15 protein-coding genes are annotated in these 19971 nt (G+C 61.2%); 8 read left to right on the top strand and 7 right to left on the bottom strand.

Features of this window, described 5'->3' with window-relative positions; all coding sequences use genetic code 11:
* Positions 1–130: 130 nt before the first annotated feature.
* Positions 131–1006 (bottom strand): MurR/RpiR family transcriptional regulator, encoded by an 876-nt coding sequence (locus AC2FNZ_RS10005; RefSeq protein WP_170341384.1) that lies wholly within the window; start codon positions 1004–1006, stop codon positions 131–133.
* A gap of 104 nt (positions 1007–1110) precedes the next feature.
* Between AC2FNZ_RS10005 and AC2FNZ_RS10000 the strand changes: the two genes are divergently transcribed.
* The 7 genes from AC2FNZ_RS10000 (at position 1111) to AC2FNZ_RS09970 (ending at position 8985) form a co-directional block, all read left to right on the top strand.
* Positions 1111–1896, top strand: a complete 786-nt coding sequence (locus AC2FNZ_RS10000) for an N-formylglutamate amidohydrolase (RefSeq protein WP_170596399.1) — start codon at positions 1111–1113, stop codon at positions 1894–1896.
* 16 nt (positions 1897–1912) lie between these two features.
* Positions 1913–2431: a TRAP transporter small permease subunit gene (locus AC2FNZ_RS09995; RefSeq protein WP_093963098.1), complete on the top strand. Its 519-nt coding sequence runs from the start codon at positions 1913–1915 to the stop codon at positions 2429–2431.
* Positions 2431–3756: a TRAP transporter large permease gene (locus tag AC2FNZ_RS09990; protein ID WP_170588808.1), complete on the top strand. Its 1326-nt coding sequence runs from the start codon at positions 2431–2433 to the stop codon at positions 3754–3756. The genes AC2FNZ_RS09995 and AC2FNZ_RS09990 overlap by 1 nt, the downstream gene beginning before the upstream one ends.
* Positions 3757–3826: 70 nt before the next feature.
* Positions 3827–4858 (top strand): TRAP transporter substrate-binding protein, encoded by a 1032-nt coding sequence (locus AC2FNZ_RS09985; protein WP_093963096.1) that lies wholly within the window; start codon positions 3827–3829, stop codon positions 4856–4858.
* An 86-nt stretch (positions 4859–4944) separates the two neighbouring features.
* Positions 4945–6297 (top strand): glutamine synthetase family protein, encoded by a 1353-nt coding sequence (locus AC2FNZ_RS09980; protein WP_496840451.1) that lies wholly within the window; start codon positions 4945–4947, stop codon positions 6295–6297.
* A 93-nt stretch (positions 6298–6390) separates the two neighbouring features.
* Positions 6391–7773 carry an aldehyde dehydrogenase family protein gene (locus tag AC2FNZ_RS09975; protein WP_496840449.1) on the top strand — a complete coding sequence of 461 codons (1383 nt, stop codon included), beginning with the start codon at positions 6391–6393 and terminating at the stop codon, positions 7771–7773.
* Between the two features lie 66 nt (positions 7774–7839).
* Complete coding sequence (locus tag AC2FNZ_RS09970; protein WP_496840448.1) at positions 7840–8985, top strand: iron-containing alcohol dehydrogenase; 1146 nt, start codon at positions 7840–7842, stop codon at positions 8983–8985.
* Positions 8986–9028: 43 nt separating this feature from the next.
* Here the strand turns inward: AC2FNZ_RS09970 and AC2FNZ_RS09965 are convergent, their stop codons facing one another.
* Both AC2FNZ_RS09965 and AC2FNZ_RS09960 read right to left on the bottom strand, forming a co-directional pair.
* Positions 9029–10996: a RiPP maturation radical SAM C-methyltransferase gene (locus tag AC2FNZ_RS09965; RefSeq protein ID WP_496840447.1), complete on the bottom strand. Its 1968-nt coding sequence runs from the start codon at positions 10994–10996 to the stop codon at positions 9029–9031.
* Positions 10997–11002: 6 nt separating this feature from the next.
* Positions 11003–11284, bottom strand: a complete 282-nt coding sequence (locus AC2FNZ_RS09960; protein ID WP_170341959.1) for an Os1348 family NHLP clan protein — start codon at positions 11282–11284, stop codon at positions 11003–11005.
* A 151-nt stretch (positions 11285–11435) separates the two neighbouring features.
* Between AC2FNZ_RS09960 and AC2FNZ_RS09955 the strand changes: the two genes are divergently transcribed.
* Positions 11436–14312 (top strand): ATP-binding protein, encoded by a 2877-nt coding sequence (locus AC2FNZ_RS09955; RefSeq protein ID WP_496840446.1) that lies wholly within the window; start codon positions 11436–11438, stop codon positions 14310–14312.
* Between the two features lie 51 nt (positions 14313–14363).
* Here AC2FNZ_RS09955 and AC2FNZ_RS09950 read toward each other — a convergent pair whose 3' ends face one another.
* From AC2FNZ_RS09950 to AC2FNZ_RS09935, 4 genes are read right to left on the bottom strand one after another with little or no spacing between them, the layout of a single operon-like run.
* Complete coding sequence (locus AC2FNZ_RS09950) at positions 14364–15122, bottom strand: maleate cis-trans isomerase family protein (protein ID WP_496840445.1); 759 nt, start codon at positions 15120–15122, stop codon at positions 14364–14366.
* The gene (locus AC2FNZ_RS09945) at positions 15119–16201 is read right to left on the bottom strand and encodes a pyridoxal phosphate-dependent aminotransferase (RefSeq protein WP_496840444.1); all 1083 of its coding nucleotides are present in this window, start codon (positions 16199–16201) and stop codon (positions 15119–15121) included. The genes AC2FNZ_RS09950 and AC2FNZ_RS09945 overlap by 4 nt, the downstream gene beginning before the upstream one ends.
* A complete protein-coding gene (locus tag AC2FNZ_RS09940; RefSeq protein WP_496840442.1) occupies positions 16198–17847 on the bottom strand; it encodes a hydantoinase B/oxoprolinase family protein in 1650 nt (549 codons plus the stop codon). Before AC2FNZ_RS09940 ends, AC2FNZ_RS09945 begins: the two co-directional genes overlap by 4 nt.
* Positions 17844–19943 (bottom strand): hydantoinase/oxoprolinase family protein, encoded by a 2100-nt coding sequence (locus AC2FNZ_RS09935; RefSeq protein ID WP_496840440.1) that lies wholly within the window; start codon positions 19941–19943, stop codon positions 17844–17846. The genes AC2FNZ_RS09940 and AC2FNZ_RS09935 overlap by 4 nt, the downstream gene beginning before the upstream one ends.
* Positions 19944–19971: the final 28 nt, after the last annotated feature.

Raw genomic sequence — 19971 nt, 5'->3', positions numbered from 1 at the left:
GCGCTTCCGCGCAGACGTAGGCTAATCTTAGCAGAACAGCCTAGCCCGGTTTTTTAGAGATTGCCCAATGGCTACCAAGCACATGCGGCATTTCCAACCAAAATCCGGCGCACAGGCGATGGTTCGTTCGTCACGCCTCGTGGCTGCGGAAGATCCGTGTGGTCGAGAAATAGCGCTCCAACTCCTCGATACGCTCCTTGCTTTCTTCCCAGCGCGCCTCCTGAACCTCCGCAATCAAGGTTTCCGAAATGAGTTGAAGGGCGATCGTCGAATCCCAGCTTGATGGAGCTTCGACCAGAGCGTGAAAGGTATAGTTGGCCGATTTGCCGATGGGCGACCCCCATTGGTCGGTGAACAGCACGACGGTCACCCCGCGATCGGACGCAACTTGCGCCAGCTTTTCCAGATGCGCCTCGTAGCGGCGGATGTCGAAGATGACCAGAACCGAGCTTTCGTCCATGTCCAGCAGGTATTGCGGCCATACGTTGGCCGAGTTGCCCAGCATCGTCACGTTGGGCCGGATGATCTGCATGTGGTTGAACAGATAGTCGGCGTTCGATCGGGTGATCCGACCGCCGACGACATACAAATGGCGCTCGGTATTGGCCAGCAACTGGGCTACCGCGTCGAACATCGACTTGTCCAGCCGCTCCAGTGTGTGGCGCATGTTGGTCCAAACGGCTTGGGCAAAACGCGTGATCGGATGCTCGGTTTCATCATCCACGATCCAGGCGTCGCGTTTCGAGATCGGCTTTTGGATCTGTGCCGCAACTTCTTCGCGCAACGCCTCCTGCAGCGCCGGGAACCCATCGAAACCCAGTTTTCTCGCCATGCGAATGACCGTCGGGGTGGACACTTGGGCCGCCGCGGCCAGCTTGGTGATCGATTGCAGCCCACCCATCGGATAATCCTGCAACAGGACCGATCCCAGCTGCCGTTCCGAGCGGGTCAGGCCTTCAAGTTCGTCCTGAATGCGTTGTTTGACCGTTTTGGCGACAGAGGCCATCGGCGCCCTCATATTATTCAATTTGTTACAGGATATGAGTGATTGTAATTTTGTCTACAGAAATTTTCTTGACAGGCCCAAGGCCACTGTAACAAATGCTACGCATGCAGTCCAAGACCGAGTCATCCCTGTTATCCCCGCTGGAAGCGCCCGCCGCACGTGTGTTGAACGCGCGTGGCGTGGCACGCGCGGTTCTGGTGTGCGAACACGCAAGCCGGTTCATACCTGCGGCATTGGATGGGCTGGGGTTGGACGACGTGGCGGCCCGTTCACACGCCGCCTGGGATATCGGGGCGCTAGAGGTTGCGGTTGAACTGGCCGGCGCCCTGGATGCACCTCTCGTACATTCGCGGGTCAGTCGGCTGGTCTATGACTGCAATCGTCCGCCCGAACGAGAAGATTCGATGCCTCCGCGCAGCGAGGTGTTTGCGGTGCCCGGCAATCACGGTCTGACGGTGGATCAGCGCGCCCAGCGAGTTCGCGACATTTACGAACCGTTCCGGGGTCTCTTGTCGCAGACGCTGGACCGCCGCCCAGAACCGCCTGTCCTGATTACGATCCACAGTTTCACACCAATCTACAACGGCAAGACCCGGGCGGTCGAACTGGGGATTTTGCATGACTCTGATGACCGGGCGGCTCAGGTCATGCTGAACCATGCAGCGCATTGCGGGCTGAGAGTGGCGTTGAACGAACCCTATTCGCCAGAGGATGGCGTCACGCACACCCTGCGCGAGCACGGTATCGCGCGGGGCTTGCCCAACGTGATGATCGAGATCCGCAATGATCTGATCGACACGCCGACCGGGGTCAATCGGATCGTGGGGCTATTGACGCCAATACTGGCCGCCACGGTCGAAACCTTTTCGGACGCAGGGCAGAACACATGAGGGCAGGGGTGCAGGTATGAGTTTCATGCGGGGATATATTGCGGTCATCGACCGCATGAACCGCTGGATAGGGCGGATCGTCATGTACGGTATCTTCGTGATGATGGGCATCCTGCTGTGGTCGTCTATCTCGAAGACTTTTTTCCTTCCGTCGCTCTGGACGCTCGAAGTCGCGCAGTTCGCGATGGTCGCCTATTACATCCTAGGCGGGCCGTATTCGATCCAGATGGGTTCGAACGTGCGGATGGACCTTCTCTACAGCGAGTGGTCGCACCGGCGACGGGCCTGGACCGACGCGTTCACCGTTCTGTTCCTCATCTTCTACCTGGGCGTGATGATCTATGGCGGGTTCGACTCGCTCAGCTATTCCCTGCAATATGGCGAGCGCAGCCCGACCGCGTGGCGCCCCTATCTGTGGCCGATCAAGGTGATCATGGTCGTGGGGCTGATCCTGATGCTGCTGCAGGCCATTTCCGAGCTTTTCAAAGATATTCTGCGCCTCAAGGGCGATGACATCCCGCGCGAGGTGATCTGATGTCGTATGAGTTGATCGCCATCCTGATGTTCTCGACCATGATGCTGATGCTGCTGACCGGTCAGCGCGTATTCGGCGCCATCGGTTTTGTGGCCGTGGTGGCTGCGCTGCTGCTGTGGGGAGACCGCGGCGGCTATGATATCGGGTTTTCGGCGGCGATGAAACTGATGAAATGGTACCCGCTGCTGACGCTGCCGATGTTCATCTTTATGGGCTATGTTCTGGCCGAGTCCAAAATCGCCGACGACCTGTACAAGATGTTTCATGTCTGGATGGGTGGACTGAATGGCGGGCTGGCCATCGGCACGATCGGGTTGATGGTGCTGATCTCGGCGATGAACGGGCTGAGCGTGGCAGGCATGGCGATCGGGGCCACGATTGCGCTGCCCGAACTGCTCAAACGGGGCTATGACAAGAGGATGGTGACCGGAGTGATCCAGGCCGGATCATCACTTGGGATACTTGTGCCACCCTCTGTTGTACTGGTTCTCTATGCGATGATCGCGCGTCAGCCGGTGGGGCAGCTGTGGTTGGCGGGCATCCTGCCGGGCCTGATGATGGCGGGCATGTTCATCCTGTACATCGTGATCCGCTGCCGGATAAACCCGGAACTCGGCCCGGCCCTGTCCAAGGAAGAGCGCGACGTGCCGATGGCGGAAAAACTGCGGCTGCTGCGCGCGGGACTGCTGCCGTTGGCGATCTTCGCGGCGATGATGGTGCCATTCGTCAATGGCTGGACCTCGCTGGTCGAAAGCTCGGCCATCGGTGCGCTGACGGCTTTTGCGGCCGCCGTGCTGAAAGGGCGGATGACGCGGCAGGTGTTCGAGGTCTCGGTGCGCTCGACCCTGGGCATCACCTGCATGTTCATGTGGATCATCCTGGCTGCGCTGGCCTTTGGCGCGGTGTTCGACGGGCTGGGCGCCGTGCGCGCGATCGAGACCCTGTTCACCGAGCGCCTTGGCCTGAACCCCTGGCTGATCCTGATCCTGATGCAGCTGAGCTTCATCGTCATGGGCACCTTCCTGGACGACACCGCGATGCTGGTGATCGTGGCGCCGCTGTACGTGCCGCTGGTGGGGGAACTGGGCTTCGACCTGATCTGGTACGGGGTGCTTTATACGATCACCACGCAGATCGCCTATATGACGCCGCCCTTCGGCTATAACCTGTTCCTGATGCGGGCCATGGCCCCGCCCGAGATTTCGCTGCGCGACATCTACGGTTCGATCCTGCCCTTCGTGATGGTGATGACGCTGGCGCTGGCCATAATCATGACTTTCCCGCAGATCGCGCTGTGGCTGCCCGACTACATCTACAACAAATGACCCCGGACATACCGAGGCACATGCGAGAGATTGGTCTCTCGCCCATCGAAACCGACAACGGAGAGAGAAGATGACGAACAGACGCACATTCCTGAAAGGGGCCGCCGCGGCCCCGGCCGCCGCGCTGGCAACCCCGGCGCTGGCGCAATCCACGATCCGCTGGCGCATGCAGACCTATGCCGGCCCCGCGCTGGCCGAGCATGTGATCGATCCGGCCATCAAGATGTTCAACCAGATCGCCGGCGACCGGATGCAGATCGAGCTGTTCTATGCCGACCAGCTGGTGCCCACGGGCGAGCTGTTCCGCGCCATGCAGCGCGGCACGATCGACGCGGTGCAGTCGGATGACGACTCGATGGCATCGCCCACCGAAGTAACCGTGTTCGGCGGCTATTTCCCCTTTGCCTCGCGCTACTCGCTGGATGTTCCGGTCCTGTTCAACCAGTACGGTCTGAACGAGATCTGGGACGAAGAGTATTCCAAAGTGGGCGTCAAGCACATCTCGGCCGGCGCCTGGGATCCGTGCCATTTCGCCACCAAGGACCCGATCAACAGCCTGGCGGACCTTCAGGGCAAGCGGGTCTTCACCTTCCCGACGGCGGGCCGGTTCCTGTCCCAGTTCGGCGTGGTCCCGGTGACCCTGCCGTGGGAGGACATCGAGGTTGCCGTGCAGACCGGCGAGCTGGACGGCATCGCCTGGTCGGGCATCACCGAGGATTACACCGTCGGCTGGGCGGATGTGACCAACTACTTCCTGACCAACAACATCTCGGGCGCCTGGGCCGGGTCGTTCTTTGCCAACATGGACCGCTGGAACGAACTGCCCGAAGACCTGCAGACCCTGTTCCGCGTCTGCACCGACCAGTCGCATTACTACCGTCAGTGGTGGTATTGGGGCGGCGAGGCATCGCTTCGCGTGAATGGTGACAAGATGAAGCTGACCTCGATCCCGGATGAAGAATGGGCGCAGGTCGAAGCCGCAGCAGTGGCGTTCTGGGATGAGATTGCAGCCGAGTCCGAGACCAAGGCGAAGGTTGTCGAAATCATCAAGAAGTACAATGCCGACATGCAAAAGGCTGGCCGTCCCTACCGGTACGGCTAATGTGAAACCGGCCTGCCCTCATACCGGGGGCAGGCCGTTGAAAACGTCAGTCCGGCAGGTGGCGCCGGCGCAGAAATAGGTGGCTCATGCTCAACTTCGACACGCTCAAGACCCAGGTTGCCGAAGGCTCGGTCGATACGGTTCTGGTCTGCATGGTGGACATGCAGGGCCGCTTGATGGGCAAACGATTCCACGCGGGGCATTTCGTGGCCGGGGCCTGGGAAGAAACCCATTGCTGCAACTACCTGCTAGCCACCGATCTCGAGATGGCGACGCCGGACGGCTATGCCTCGACCAGCTGGGAGCGCGGCTATGGCGACTATGTCATGAAGCCCGACCTCAGCACTCTGCGCCCGGTGCCGTGGCTGGAGGGCACGGTGATGGTGATGTGCGACGTGCTGGATCACCACACGCATGAAGAGGTGCCGCATTCTCCGCGCGCCATTCTGAAGAAGCAGTTCAATCGCCTGAAGGCCATGGGCTATGAGGCGATGTGCGCGACAGAGCTGGAGTTTTTCCTGTTCGAGAAGAGCTTTGACCAGATCCGCAAGGAGGGTTTCCGCGATCTGGAACCGATCTCAGGCTACAACGAGGATTACCACATCCTTCAGACCACCAAAGAAGAGCATGTGATGCGGCCGATCCGCAATCACCTGTGGAATGCGGGCATTCCGGTCGAAAATTCCAAGGGCGAGGCCGAGGCCGGGCAGGAAGAGCTGAACATCAAATACGCCCCGGCGATGCAGACGGCCGAGTATCATTCGATCGCCAAGAACGCGGTCAAGGAGATCGCGTGGCAGCACGGCCATGCGGCGACCTTCCTGCCGAAATGGCATCACGACCGGGTCGGGAGTTCGTCGCATGTACATCAGTCGCTGTGGGCGGACGGGCAACCGGCATTTTTTGACAAGGCCGATCCGCTGGGCATGTCGGCCCTGATGAAAAACTACATGGCGGGCCTGCTGAAATACGCGCCCGACTATACCTATTTCATGGCGCCTTACATCAACAGCTACAAGCGTTTCATGAAGGGCACCTTTGCGCCGACGCGCATCATCTGGTCGGTGGACAACCGCACCGCGGGGTTCCGGCTGTGTGGGGATGGCACCAAGGCGGTGCGCGTGGAGTGCCGGATTCCGGGTTCGGACATGAACCCCTATCTGGCCATCGCGGGCATGCTGGCCGCAGGGATCGCGGGCATCGAGGAAGGGCTGGAGCTGCAGCCGCCGACCAAGGGCGATGTCTATCAGGGGGATACCGGCATGATTCCGGGCAACCTGCGCGCGGCGCGGGATGCGCTGCATGGCTCGGCCATGCTGCGGGCGGCCATGGGCGATGACGTGGTCGACCACTATGTCCGCGCCGCCGAGGTCGAAATCGAGGAATTCGAGCGCGTGGTGACCGATTGGGAGATTGCCCGCGGGTTCGAGCGGGCGTAGAGGGCGGATGTGAGGGGCCAGCCCCTCACGCTCCCCGGAATTTTTTGGCCAGATGAAGCAGCGGGTCTGCTTTGCTTGAGGATGGAGTGACCAATGGGTCAGGTGTTGAAATGTATCTCGCCGATCGACGGATCGGTGTTTGCCGAGCGGGACACGCTGGATCGTGACGCGGCATTCGCCGCAGCGGCTCGGGCGCGGGCGGCGCAGGCGGATTGGGCGGCGCGACCCCTGCAGGAGCGGATCGATCTGGTGATGGCCGGCGTCGCGGCCGTGGGGGCGATGAATGACGAGATCGTACCGGAACTGGCGCGGATGATGGGTCGGCCGGTACGGTATGGCGGCGAGTTCGGCGGTTTCAACGAACGCGCGACCTATATGGCGAGCATCGCGCGCGATGCGCTGGCCGACATTGCCGTGGGCGAGGACGAGACGTTCAAGAGGTACATCAAGCGCGCGCCGCATGGTGTGGTGTTCGTCGTGGCGCCCTGGAACTATCCGTACATGACGGCGATCAACACGGTGGCGCCTGCCTTGATCGCGGGCAACACGGTTGTGCTGAAACATGCCACGCAGACCTTGTTGGTGGGTGAGCGGATGGCGCGGGCCTTTCACTCGGCAGGCGTGCCCGAGGACGTGTTCCAGAACCTGTTCCTAAGCCATGACGTGACCAACGATCTGATCGCTGGCCGGGCGTTCGATTTCGTGAACTTCACCGGTTCGGTCGCCGGGGGGCAGGCGATGGAACGTGCGGCGGCTGGCACCTTTACCCCCGTCAGCACCGAGTTGGGCGGTAAGGACCCGGGCTATGTCATGGACGACGCCGATCTGGATGCGGCGGCCGAAACATTGATCGACGGGGCCATGTTCAATTCGGGCCAGTGCTGTTGCGGGATCGAGCGGATCTATGTGCATGAAAGCCTGTATGACGATTTCGTCGCCAAGGCGGTCGAGATCGTCAAGGCCTACAAGCTGGGCAATCCGCTGGATCCGGAGACGACGCTGGGGCCGATGGCCAACGTGCGCTTTGCCGACGAGGTGCGCGCCCAGATCGCCGAGGCCGTGGCCGCCGGTGCCGTGGCGCATATCGAGACCTTTGCCGAGGATGACGGCGGCGCCTATCTGACGCCGCAGATCCTGACCAACGTCACCCACGACATGCGCGTGATGCGCGACGAAAGCTTTGGCCCGGTCGTGGGGATCATGAAAGTGTCCTCGGATGACGAGGCCATCGCGCTGATGAATGACAGCGAGTTCGGCCTGACCGCCTCGCTGTGGACGCGCGATGTGGCGCGGGCCGAACGCGTCGGCGACCGGATCGAGACCGGAACCGTGTTCATGAACCGGGCCGACTATCTGGACCCGGGTCTGTGCTGGACCGGGTGCAAGAATACGGGCCGCGGCGGCGGCCTGTCGATCATCGGATATCACAACCTGACACGTCCCAAATCCTACCACCTGAAAAAGGTGACGGGCTGAGGACGATTTGCCTGCCCCGGACCGACCCCCTCGCCGGGGCAGGCCTTAAACACAAGGAAAGCTGACATGAGTCTTGTTGGAAACTGGTCCTATCCGACCACGATCAAATTCGGTGCGGGCCGAATCAAGGAACTGCCCGAGGCCTGCGCGGCGGCGGGGATCAAACGCCCGCTGCTGGTGACCGACCGCGGCCTGGCCGATCTGCCGATCACCGCCGCGACGCTGGAGATTCTCGAGGCCGCCGGGCTGGGCCGGGGCCTGTTCAGCGAGGTCGACCCGAACCCGAACGAAAAGAACCTCGAGGCTGGCGTGGCCGCCTACAAGGCGGGCGGGCATGACGGTGTGATCGCGTTCGGCGGCGGCTCGGGGCTGGATCTGGGCAAGATGGTCGCTTTCATGGCCGGTCAGACCCTCCCGGTCTGGGATTTCGAGGATATCGGCGATTGGTGGACCCGCGCGGACGCCGAGGCGATCGCGCCGATCATCGCGGTGCCGACGACGGCCGGCACCGGCTCGGAAGTGGGCCGCGCCAGCGTCATCACCAATTCGGAAACCCATGCCAAGAAGATCATCTTCCACCCCAAGGTGTTGCCGACCGTGGTGATCTGCGACCCTGAATTGACCGTGGGCATGCCGAAATTCATCACCGCCGGCACCGGCCTGGATGCCTTTGCGCATTGTGTCGAGGCCTATTCCAGCCCGCATTACCATCCGATGAGCCAAGGTATCGCGCTGGAAGGAATGCGGCTGGTCAAGGAGTACCTGCCGCGCGCCTATGCCGATGGTACCGACATCGAGGCCCGCGCCCAGATGATGAGCGCGGCCGCCATGGGTGCAACGGCGTTCCAGAAAGGGCTGGGCGCGATCCACGCCATGAGCCACCCGATCGGCGCGGTGTTCAACACCCATCACGGCACCACCAACGCGGTCTGCATGCCTGCGGTTCTGGAGTTCAATGCGCCTGTAATCGCCGACCGGTTCGAAGCAGCCGCAGCCTATCTGGGCATTTCGGGCGGCTTCGACGGGTTCCGGGCCTTCGTGCAGGAGTTCAACGACTCGCTGGGTATCCCGCGCAAGCTGTCCGATCTGGGTGTGACCGAGGATGCGACCCCGGAGCTGGTCAAGGGTGCGATCATTGACCCCTCGTGCGGTGGCAACCCCATCGAGTTGACCGAGGAAAACCTGACCGGATTGTTCAGGGCCGCTCTTTAAGTGTCAGTCGGATCCGGGGCGTCGATACGCTCCGGGTCCGGTCTTATGCCGCCGGTTGTGGTCCCGGTACCTGTGCACTTGTGAATTCTGAGGGAAATTGAGCGGCGAAAGCACGTTCAGGCGCATTGCGGATCTCGGACCAGGTCGGCGCCCGCTGGAAGCCTGGGGACCTGAGGGCCAGGGACAGTACGGATTTGTCCTCGACATAGATCAGCCCAAGCTTCTCAAGGCGGTCCATCGCGGCTTCAAACGCGTCCACCCCGTACAAATCGGACACCTGATCGCCAAGAAGCGCCCTGCCTATGATCACTGGGCTCAGGTCAAGGATGGCCCGAGCCGTCTCGTCCAATTGGTGAACAATTCTTTGTCCTGACGCCCGCAGGTCGATCACCGTGTCGCCCTCGACGTAGAGGGCTGACGTACCGGCCTCGTTTTGCCATGCGGCAAGCGCATCCAACGTCGACGCCGCGCGTTGCGCTGGCGGGCTTGGACCGTTGTCGACGATGTCGAAATGGTAGGCGAAATTCCAGACTTCTTCGGGCGGCAGGTCGAATATGAATGAATACGGCTTCGCTGGTTCGACCTCGACTCCAAATGCCTCGGGGTGTTCAAAATACGGGCTGAACCGGTCCGCTCGCACCGGTCCAATCGAGCCGGGTGGTTGCAGGTGATGCAGCAGCGGAATGAGCTTTGCCATCCGTCCAAAGGCTGCTGCGCTTTCTCCGGGAAACCCGTAGAGGAAACACCATTCGACAAAAACCCCGGCCTCGGCACACAGCTTCAGCGTCTGGATGTTCTGAATTCCGCTGACCCCTTTTCTCATATGCGCAAGGGTCGGAGTATCGAAGGTCTCGATCCCCGGCTGGATCTTTCGAACGCCGGCGTCAGCCAGACGGGCGATCACGGTCGGCGAGAGGTTCGATTTGACCTCGTAATGCATCAGGAATGGTCTGGAATCCTGCGCAAGCTTTGGGATCAGGGTCTTGAGGTAGCGGTGATCCAGAATGTTGTCGACCACGACAAGATCCGGGCCATAGAGATCGGCAAGCGTACAGAATTCGGCATAAGCCCGCTCGGCGGACTTGCTCCGGTAGGTCATCGATTGGCCGTTCAGCCCGCAGAAAGTGCAATGGTGTTTCGCGCCCCACCAGCAGCCGCGCGATGTTTCGATCGTCGCAGATGGCACAAGGCGCTTTGATAGCCCCGGAGTGCTTTGAAATTGTTCAAAGAAAGCGTTGAAATCCGGGATGGGCAGCGTATTCAGATCCGTGGTCAGGCGCGGTCGAGACTCCTCCAGCGGGTTATCCAATTGGCTTTGGTTCAGAAACCCCTCGACCACAGGCAAGGGTCTGCTGGGCCCCAGGGCTTTCAAAAACTCGGGAAAAGCATGGTCGCCCTCGCCAATGCAAACCGCGTCCAGTTCAGGATGGGCCTGCAAAAGCGCGCGCCCGAGCGGCCCTTCGCAATTTGCGCCGCCCATGACGATGATCACGTCGGCTGACCGTTTCCGCACGGCCCGGGCCAGTGCGATCGAGGCCATGACCTGTTGGAACGAAGACGTAATCCCGATCACGGTCGGGTTTTGTTCCATCACCGCATCGGCGCAACGTTCGACGAATGCTCCGGCTTGCTTTCGGGCGGCAATGGCGTTTTGCATGAACGCCAGCCATTCGACACCCGACACATAGTCACCAAGAACCGTAGTCAGGTAGTCCATCGCGTCCAGATCGCTGCGCGGATAGATCAGATCGCTGAATATCCATTCACCCAGCAGCGCCTGATAGCAGCGGCCATCAGACAGCATGAAATACTCATCGAGGCCGATCGCCTCGGCATAGTCGAAGCTGAAGTACTTCTCGGTCGTCGCAAAGCCGTTGTCCCGTGCCAGCTGCGCAAGAAGAGACATCCCAAGCCCTGGATGTTGCAGGGAAGAAAACGGCATGGACACCAGACACAGCTGATGCAGGGCTGCGCCTTGGTCCTGACTGGAGACGGTCGCGCTTTCGCTCATGCGAAGTTACGCGCAGCGGGGCCGGATCACACCGTCGGACGTATCTTCATAGGCTTTCTTGATGTCTTGCATCGCCGACTTCAGGTCGGATTCACCGGAAAAGACGTTCCCAATCGCGGCCAACAGCTTGCGCGCCTCGCCATCCTGATCGAGCGAGATTCCCAAGCGGTTTACTACGCCTTCGGGGTTGTCGATGAATTCTTTTCGAAAGGCCTCGTCAAGGATGCCGCGGCCAATGATCTGCTGAACATCTTCCAGGGTCAAACCCCGAGTATGGTGGTCACTCATAATTGTTCCTTTCGCAATACAAGGCCAATTGTTAATAGTTTTTTTACTCAATATCAATGCCGTGGATGGTCCGCGCCACCCTTGCGTGGTGTCTGGAAAAAGGCCGGGATCAGCGACATACTGTACTCGGGCAGTCGGGGGGCGCTTGAACATGAGGAAACAGGTCCAGATCGAACCGACCGAGCGCAGAATGTGCACGGTTCTGTTCGCCGACATTGTTCGTTCGACGATGATGATCGGCAGTTTGGATCCCGAAGACGCCGTCAGCCATCTGGGCCCTGCCATCGAACTGATCATGTCGATCTGCGAAAATTTCGGCGCAACGACATTGTTCACCGGCGATGGAGCGCTCGCGGTTTTTGGATCACCGAACGCGGACGAGGATCACGCGGTCAAGGCAATAGCCAGCGCCCAGCGGATCATCGAACGCATCGGCAAGCTGGACGATCGGCAGTTGGATGTGCGGGTTGGCGTTCATTCCGGCGAATTGCTGGTGGGCCAGTTGCAACACACCCTCGGGGAAGAGCAGGCCTTTCTAGGACCGGTCATGAACATCGCCAGCAAGATCGAGGCCGCAGCCAGAAAGAACGTGGTCACGGTTTCCGGTCAGGTTTTGGAGAATGCCGGCGATCTGTTCGACCATACCCATGTGGGCGATCTCGAGCTGGACGGGGGTGCGGGTCCGATCAAACTGTTCGAAATCACCGGCCGCAAAGAACAGGTGTCGCGCTGGATGGCGCGGGCGCGCCGCGAACGTTCGCCATTTGTCGGACGCGAAAGGGAACTGGCCGAGCTTGTTGCGGCGTGGAACCTGGCGCGCGACGGCAAGGGCAACTCGGTTCTGTTGTTGGGGGCGGCTGGCGTTGGCAAATCTCGGCTGCTGCATGAGTTGGTCGAGAACTGGCCTCTGGGCGCGCACCAGGTTCTGGAGTTCAACTGCTTTTCGCTGGATCAGGAAGCTGCGTATCTGCCGATCACCCGCGTGATCAATGCCCGGTTGGGACTGTCGGACACCAAATCCGATGCAGAATTGGACCAAAAGCTGTCCGACGTTCTGGGCGGGACCAAGTTCCTCGATGCGCATACCCGATCGGCCCTGTATTCGCTGTTCAGCCGTTTCCAAATGGAACCGGCACTGTCGGCTGTAGACCCGTCTCGCCGACGGAGGCAATTGAACCAGATGCTGTCGCGGCTGGTTCTGTCGATGAAGCAGGACAAGCCCCTGCTTCTGTTGTTCGAGGATTTGCATTGGGCCGACCAGGGCACTCTGGACGTCATCGACAACCTGCTGGGTCAGGTGCGGGGAACGAATGTTCTGATCCTCCTGACCTCGCGCAACGCGAACCTGTTCACGAACGACCCGATGGGTTTGCTCAAGGTCGTTCCGGTCGCCCCGCTGGGCGAGGCGGCCTGCAAGGATCTGATCACGCGCTTGCTGGGCCAGAGCGACATCGATGGTCAGCTGGGCTCATACATCGAAGCCATGAGCGGCCGCACACCGCTTTTCGTTGAAGAATTTGCCCACCACATGCGGGACCGCATGTCGCAAGCCGGGTTCAAGGACGGAGCGATGGACAGCCTGGGCGACATCGAGATCCCCGCCCGAGTTCAACCGTTGATCGCATCCCGGATTGATGCCCTGCAAAGCGAGGACCGCAAAGCTCTGCAGCTGGTTGCCGTCGGCGGGTTGCAGTGGACGTGGGGCGTTCTGGCCGACACGCTTCAACGGCTGGGCTTCGACGCCAAAACCCAGATTTCGACCTTGGTTGAACGCGGTTTTCTTGAACTGCCGGAATCTCAGGACGGCCAGCAGCTGCGGTTCAGCCATGCGTTGGTGCAGAAGGTCGGGTATCGCAGTATTCCACGCCAGCGCCGTGCAAGGCTGCACCGTGCGATTTATGAAACTCTGCTGAGCCGCGGAACATCCGACGATCTGGACGTGGCACAGTCCATCGCCCGTCACGCGGACAAGGGCGAGTTATGGCTGGAGGCTGCCGAGGCTTATACGCGGTGCGGCGAGATGTCGATCAAGCTGTTTTCATTCGAGGCCGCCGTCTCATATTTCGAAAACGCCCTGCGGTGCATCGACCAAGTTCAAAAGCGGACCGGCACTCAGGTGGCTGTTGACCTTGGGCTACGCGCCCGGCGCGGTCTGCGCGTTTCGCTGGTGGCCAGCGGGAACTTCAACCGTATCCTGACCATCTCACGCGAGGCGGAAGCCTTGTCCGACGCGTTGGGGGACACATCCGCGCGCGTTGCGTTTCAGGTCGACCAGGCGATCATGCTCACGATCCTGGCGGATGTGCGGCAAGCGATGGAGGTGTCTGAGCGCGCGCTGCGGACCGCAACCGACGCCGAAGATCCGCGACTGCAGGCAAACGCGGCCTTTGCGCTGGCCCAGGCTGCGTGGTTTCACGGTAACTTCGCGGCCGCACGGTCGGCGATTGATCAACATGCGGACCTGTTCCAGACGGTGTTCCGTGTGGCCGAAGCGGGCACCACCGGGTCGATTTCGGTACTCGGGCTTGCAACTCGTGCCAACGCCAACAGCATGATGCATCGGTTTGACGAAGCGGATGCCGGTATCCGCGAGGTGCTGTCCATCGCCGAAGAAACCGGCAAGGCCTATGACCTGAGTTTTGCGCTGATCGCGCGGGGGATCTGGTGCTGGCAACGCAATGAACCGGCCGACGCTGCCATCGCGTTGCGCCGCGCCTTGCGCGTATCGGACGATGCTGGAATCGATGTTCTGTGCTGTTTCGCAGCAGCTCCCCTGGCTCGGGTGCAGTCGGTTTTGGGTGAGCTTCCGGATGCCCGGCTGGTCCTGAACCGAGGTCTCGAACTGGCGCGGGACATGGAGATGGAGGCCTTCGTCGCCTGGCTGCTGTCGGCCGAAGTGCAGGTTCTGGCGCAGGAAGGTAGAACGAAGGAGGCCAAGGAACTGCAATCCGATTTGAACGACCTGTGTGACCGCAACGGGTATTTCCAGCACGAGCAATCCAAGGCATTGAGGGCGTTTAAGATTTGAACACCCCGAAAAGACGCGGCTGAAACGACTGCGCATTCTGGCGCTACGACTTCAGCGTTGCAGGTTCAGCATCAGCCGGCCAAATCCGGCCGGCGGCGTGGTGATCCCGGCCATTTGCATTGCCTGAAATGCCATCGCCTGATTTGAAGTGACAACGGGCTTGCCAACAGTTTTTTCAAGCCGGTCGATGATTTCCACACTGCGCATGTCCGTACAGGACAAAACCAACACCTCGGCCTCGGGGCAGTCTGCAGCCAAACCCAGATCAAATACTGCCTGTGGGGTCAGAGAACCTTGGCCGTAGTTGTCCAGCTGGCCTGCTACTTCGGACCGCGACACGGTTGAAATGCCAGTCTCGGCCAGGAACCGGATTGCCGAGTCATTGATGTCTGCGACATAGGGAGAGGCAAAGCCGATGCGTGTCGCCCCCAGCGTACGCAGCGCATGCACCAGGGCGCCCGCGGCCGTAACGGTCTGCGCCCCGCTGCTCGTCCTGATACGGTCGGCAAGTTCGCGATCGAAGGCCGGGCCATGGGTCAGCGTTGCCGAGGTACACCCATAAAGAATGACATCCGGCCGGACACCGAGCAAAAGCCTGAGCGGCTCATCCAGATCGGCGGCGCCAAGACCGTGCATTTGGGCGGCATCGGGTATTTCTTCCTGATCATAGCCGCCCATCCGGGCAAAGTGCAGTGAAACGCCCTCGGGCCGCAGCATCGTCATGTCGGGTTCGAGATTGGTGTTCGTGAACGGCACGAGAACGCCGAAACGGGACCGGCCTCTGGATGGGTGGAAATCTGGCTGTGTCATGGCTGAAACTCCTCGGCCCAATGTTCCAGAATCGCGGCCATAAGTTCGAGGTCGGCAGTCTGACCGATGGTGGCACGTAGGCAATTGGCAAGTCCCGCGCCGGATTGCGGTCTCAGGAAAATGCCTTTTTCCCGCAGGGCTTTGTCGGCTCCGGTCGCGGTGGATTGGTCTGCAAAGCGGATCAGAAGAAAGTTGGTATGGCTTTTGGGAACGACGAACCCGGCGGACCGAAGTCGATCGGCGAACCGGTCGCGCAGCTCGGCCGTGAGGTCACATGTCTCGTGCATGTAGTCCTGATCGTTCAGAGCGGCCAAGGCGGCGGCCTGTCCGCACACCGACACGTTGTTTGGGTTCATCACCTTGCGTATCTGGACGGCGATCTGCGGCGGGAACAGGCCCCAGCCCACGCGAAACCCGGCCAGCCCGTAGGCCTTGGACAGAGTTCGAAGAACGACCGTGTCCCCCCGCGCGACAAGGTCGAACATCGGCTCATTCAGATCATCGGCGAACTCGCCATAGGCCTCGTCGATCACAAGCAGGGTGTTTTCCCGCAACCCTTCCCGAAGCCGCACCAGATCGCGGCGGGAGATACGGGTGCCTGTCGGGTTGCCGGGATTGGCTACAAATACCACCCTGGTATCTGGTTGCACGGCGGCCAGAAGCGCGTCGACGGATACGCATCCGTCCACCTCGGCGGCGGTGTCGAAACGGGCGCGAGCCAACTGCGCCACGGTACGAAAAAACGGGTATGCGTTCGCAGGAGCAAGAACGGCGGCGTCTGGTCCGGCAAAGGCCTGCGCCAGACCCGCAATCAACTCCATCGACCCGTTCCCGCACAACAGACCTTGCTCAGGCAAATCATGAAGCTCGGCCAGTCGCGCACACAATGCCGTCCAGTCCGGGTCCGGGTAGAGGTGCCCGTTTGCGGCCGCCTCTGCGACGGCCTGTCCGACCAAGGGGCTTGGCGGGCGCAGGCTTTCGTTCTGCGACAGCGAAACAAGGCGCTGTCCTGCCGGCGGATCCAGCTGGGCCAACGCGTAGGGCGACATGGCAGCGACATGGGAAACGGGACGGATCATGGCTTTACCCCATAGACATGCTGTGCGGCCCGGGCGCTCACAAGCTCGTCCCGCACATCCTGTCGAACAGCCACGGGTGACCTTTCACCGGGTGGCCCAAATCCGCCGCCGCCCGGAGTTTGGAAGATCAGCGTTTTGCCGCCGCCAATCCGCACCTCACCTTTGCCCGGCAAGTCCGCACCGTCGGGGCCGAGACGGATGCGTCCGGGCGCGCCCGCCAGTCCGCCGTGCCGTCCCTTGGCAGGGTTTGCGATGCGTTCGACCGAGAGGAACAGCATGAAATCCTCGCCGGTGGAGGAGCGAATTTCGATGTCCTGCCCCAATCCGCCGCGGAGGCGACCGGGGCCACCGCTGTCCTGGCGCAACTCGCGACGTGTGATCAGGACAGGCGCGACAGCCTCGGTTGTCTCGACCTGGCTGCCCCAAACACCTGAGGGGAAGGCCGTCGCCGACAGGCCATCCAGGCTTGGCCTTGCGCCGGTTCCGCCGCTGAACACCAGTTCCAGTGCAAACTGCGTGCCGCCACGCGAAACCGCCTCGGGAGCGTGGCGCAGGGGCAGATCATACATGCACGAGGCGCCTTCGGCCGGCACGGCGTCCGGCAGAGCCTGCGACAGGCAGCCATAGACCAGATCCGGGGTCATCTGTCCCAACGTATGGCGCATGGCCACCGGAGCGGGTGGTTGTGCATTCAGAATGCAATCCGGCGGGCCGGTCACGAGGAATGGCGCCAATGAGCCTGCGTTGTTGGGGATGTCTGGGCCAATGATGCAGCGCAGGGCAAATACCGTGTAAGCTGTTGCATAATTGAGCGGCACGTTGATGCCTTTGCGCGACAGGCCCGATGTGCCCGAAAAGTCCACCAGAACCCGGTCGTCCTTGATGGTCAGGGCCGCGCGCAAGTCGATCTCACACTCGTACCCGTCGACGGTCAGCACATTGTGCCAAGTACCCTTTGGCAGCGCCGAGATGGCCTCGATCGTGCCACGGCGCGAGGTTTCGATAATGTAATCGGCCAGACTGTCCAAAGTGTCGATGCCAAACTCGGCCATCATGTCGGCCAGACGCGCTGCGCCTGTTTCGCAACAGGCGATCAATGCGTAGATGTCGCCCTCATTGGCGATGGGCTCGCGCGAGTTGGCTTTGACGATATCCATCAGCAGCGCGTTCAACTGACCTTGGTCGACCAGTTTGCACGGCGGGATACGGAGCCCCTCATCAAAGATATCCGAGCCTTCGGGACCCATGCCCAAACCGCCAAGGTCGACCAGATGCGAGGTGCAGGCCGTAAACCCAACCACATTGCCACGATGAAAGACCGGCATCATCAGCAGGAAATCGTTCAAATGGCCGGATGCGATCCAAGGATCGTTGGTCAGAAAAACGTCGCCCGGCTTCATTTCGGAGCGGGAGTATCGCCCGCACAGGGTCTTCACCGCTTCGGCCATCGTATTGATATGACCCGGCGTTCCGGTAACGGCCTGGGCCAGCATACGGCCGCGTACATCAAAAATACCGGCGGATATGTCGCCGCATTCACGAACAATCGGAGAAAAGGCGGCGCGGATCAGCGCCTGGCCCTGTTCTTCGACCACCGCTAGCAGCCGGTTCCACATGACCTGCAGACGGGTATTCGTCGTGTTCATTCGGCGTCCTCCTGTATCCCGTTGAGCCAGAGATTGCCGCCGCCATCGACGCTGGCCTGAAAATCCGCGCTGACGAATGTGGTGGTTTGAGGCTCGGTAATCAGCGCCGGTCCGCGCAGCCAATCGCCGGGTTCAAGCCCGGATCGATCGTAGATACCGGCGTCGCACCAATGCCCCCTGACATCACACAGAATCCGGCGATGGCCGCACGGGCGCACCATGCGCTGTTGGGCTGCGTCAGGAACCCGGCTGAGGGCAGGGGCTGGCGACGAGACCTCGACAGACCAGTTGAGAATCTCGATCGACATTCCCGGTACCGCGCGGCGGAACAACCGGCTGTACTCGGATTCGAAATCCCGGCGCAGGGTTTCGATGTCTGCAGGCCCCAGTGCCCGATCCGGAAGCGCGATCTCGATCTCGTGGCCTTGGCCGTGGTAACGTATGAAGGCCTGTTTGCGGATCGACAACTCGGCTTCAGGTGCACCGGCACGGACCACGGTCAGCGCCTCGGCTGTCATTTCGTCAAAAAAGGCGTTGAGGCTGTCGAGATCCAGCTGGTCCAGCGTGGCATAGCGCGACCGGACGATTTCGAAGGCGACCGGCGCATACAGAAATCCGACCGCTGACCCCACGCCCGGGTCCTTCGGGATCACGATTTGGTCGACCTGACACCGCCGGGCCACTCGCGTTGCGTGCAATGGCCCATTGCCGCCAAAGGCGATCATCACTCGGGTTGCCAACTCTTTGCCGGACTCGATCGCGTGCATCCGACCTGCGGCGGCCATGCTTTCGTCGACGATTTCGCTGAGACCACGTGCGGCCAGGTCCGGCGCCAGGTCCAGCGCGCTCCCGATTTCAACTGTGATGGCCTGTTCGGCGGCTGCCGTGTCAATCGTCAGTCGGCCTTCGGCAAACCGGCCGGGTTCGACCAGGCCCTGCACCACATCGGCGTCTGTCACGGTCGCCGCCCTGCCGCCATTGCCGAAGGCGGCAGGGCCTGGCTGTGCGCCGGCACTTTCGGGGCCAACCTGCAGGCGACCCAGCCGGTCGACTCTGGCAATCGAGCCGCCGCCTGCGCCGATTTCGATCATCTCGATCACGGGGATGCGCACCGGCATGCCTGAGCCTTTGATGAAGCGTGCGGCCCTTGCGATTTCGAACCTGCGCGCGGTCTGCGGGCGGAAAGCATCAATCAGGCACAGCTTGGCAGTCGTCCCCCCCATGTCAAAGCTGGTTACGGCGCGCGCACCGGTTTCAGCTGCGATCCGTGCGGAAAGGATGGCCCCGCCGGCTGGGCCGGATTCGACCAATCGGATCGGCAAGCGGGCGGCCGTTTCTAGTGTTGTCATGCCACCGCCGGCCGTCATCATGAGAATGGGACAGGTCAGCCCCTCTGCGGCGAAGCGGGACTGGAACTCGGCCAGATACCCGGCCATCTGGGGCTGGATATAGGCGTTGGCGATGGTGGTGCACAGGCGGTCAAATTCGCGCGCCTCGGGGCTGACTTCGTGCGAGAGCGAGATGGTCAGGTCGGGGAGCGCCCTGAGCAACTGGTCCCGTAGAGCCACCTCGTGCCTTGGGTTGGCATAAGAATGCATCAGGCATACCGCTACGGCCTGGGCGTCGCTATCCGCAATCTGGCGCACCAGATCGTCCATTCCGGCGACATCCAGCGGTGTCAGTTCGTCACCACGTGCATCCATTCGCCCGCCGATCGTGAAGGCACGGGCGCGCGGGACCAGCAGGTCGGGCTTGACTAGATTGATGTCATACTGGCTGTAGCGACGTTCATACCCAATCTCGAGTATGTCCCGAAACCCGTCGGTGGTTATTGTCGCAACCGGGGCACCGCGCCTCTCGATCAGGGCATTGGTGGCCAGAGTGGTGCCGTGAATGAACCCGGAAACCTGCGAGAAACTGGCGTTGGCGTCATCCAGAACGCGCGTTGCACCAGTCAAGGCGCCGGCGGTTGGATTGTCGGGTGTCGTCGGAGTTTTGGTCGTTGCGAGGATATTGGATTGCCCGTCCATCAGAACGGTATCGGTAAAGGTGCCGCCAATATCGACGGCCAGCCGAAGCCCAGCGTGATTGTGCATAAAATGAAGCCATGGGCAGAAGTTTCAG

It is taken from the genome of Ruegeria sp. SAZA006, from assembly GCF_059613465.1.
Note: the sequence above shows the minus strand (reverse complement) of the source record. Positions and strands in the feature narration are given on the sequence as shown.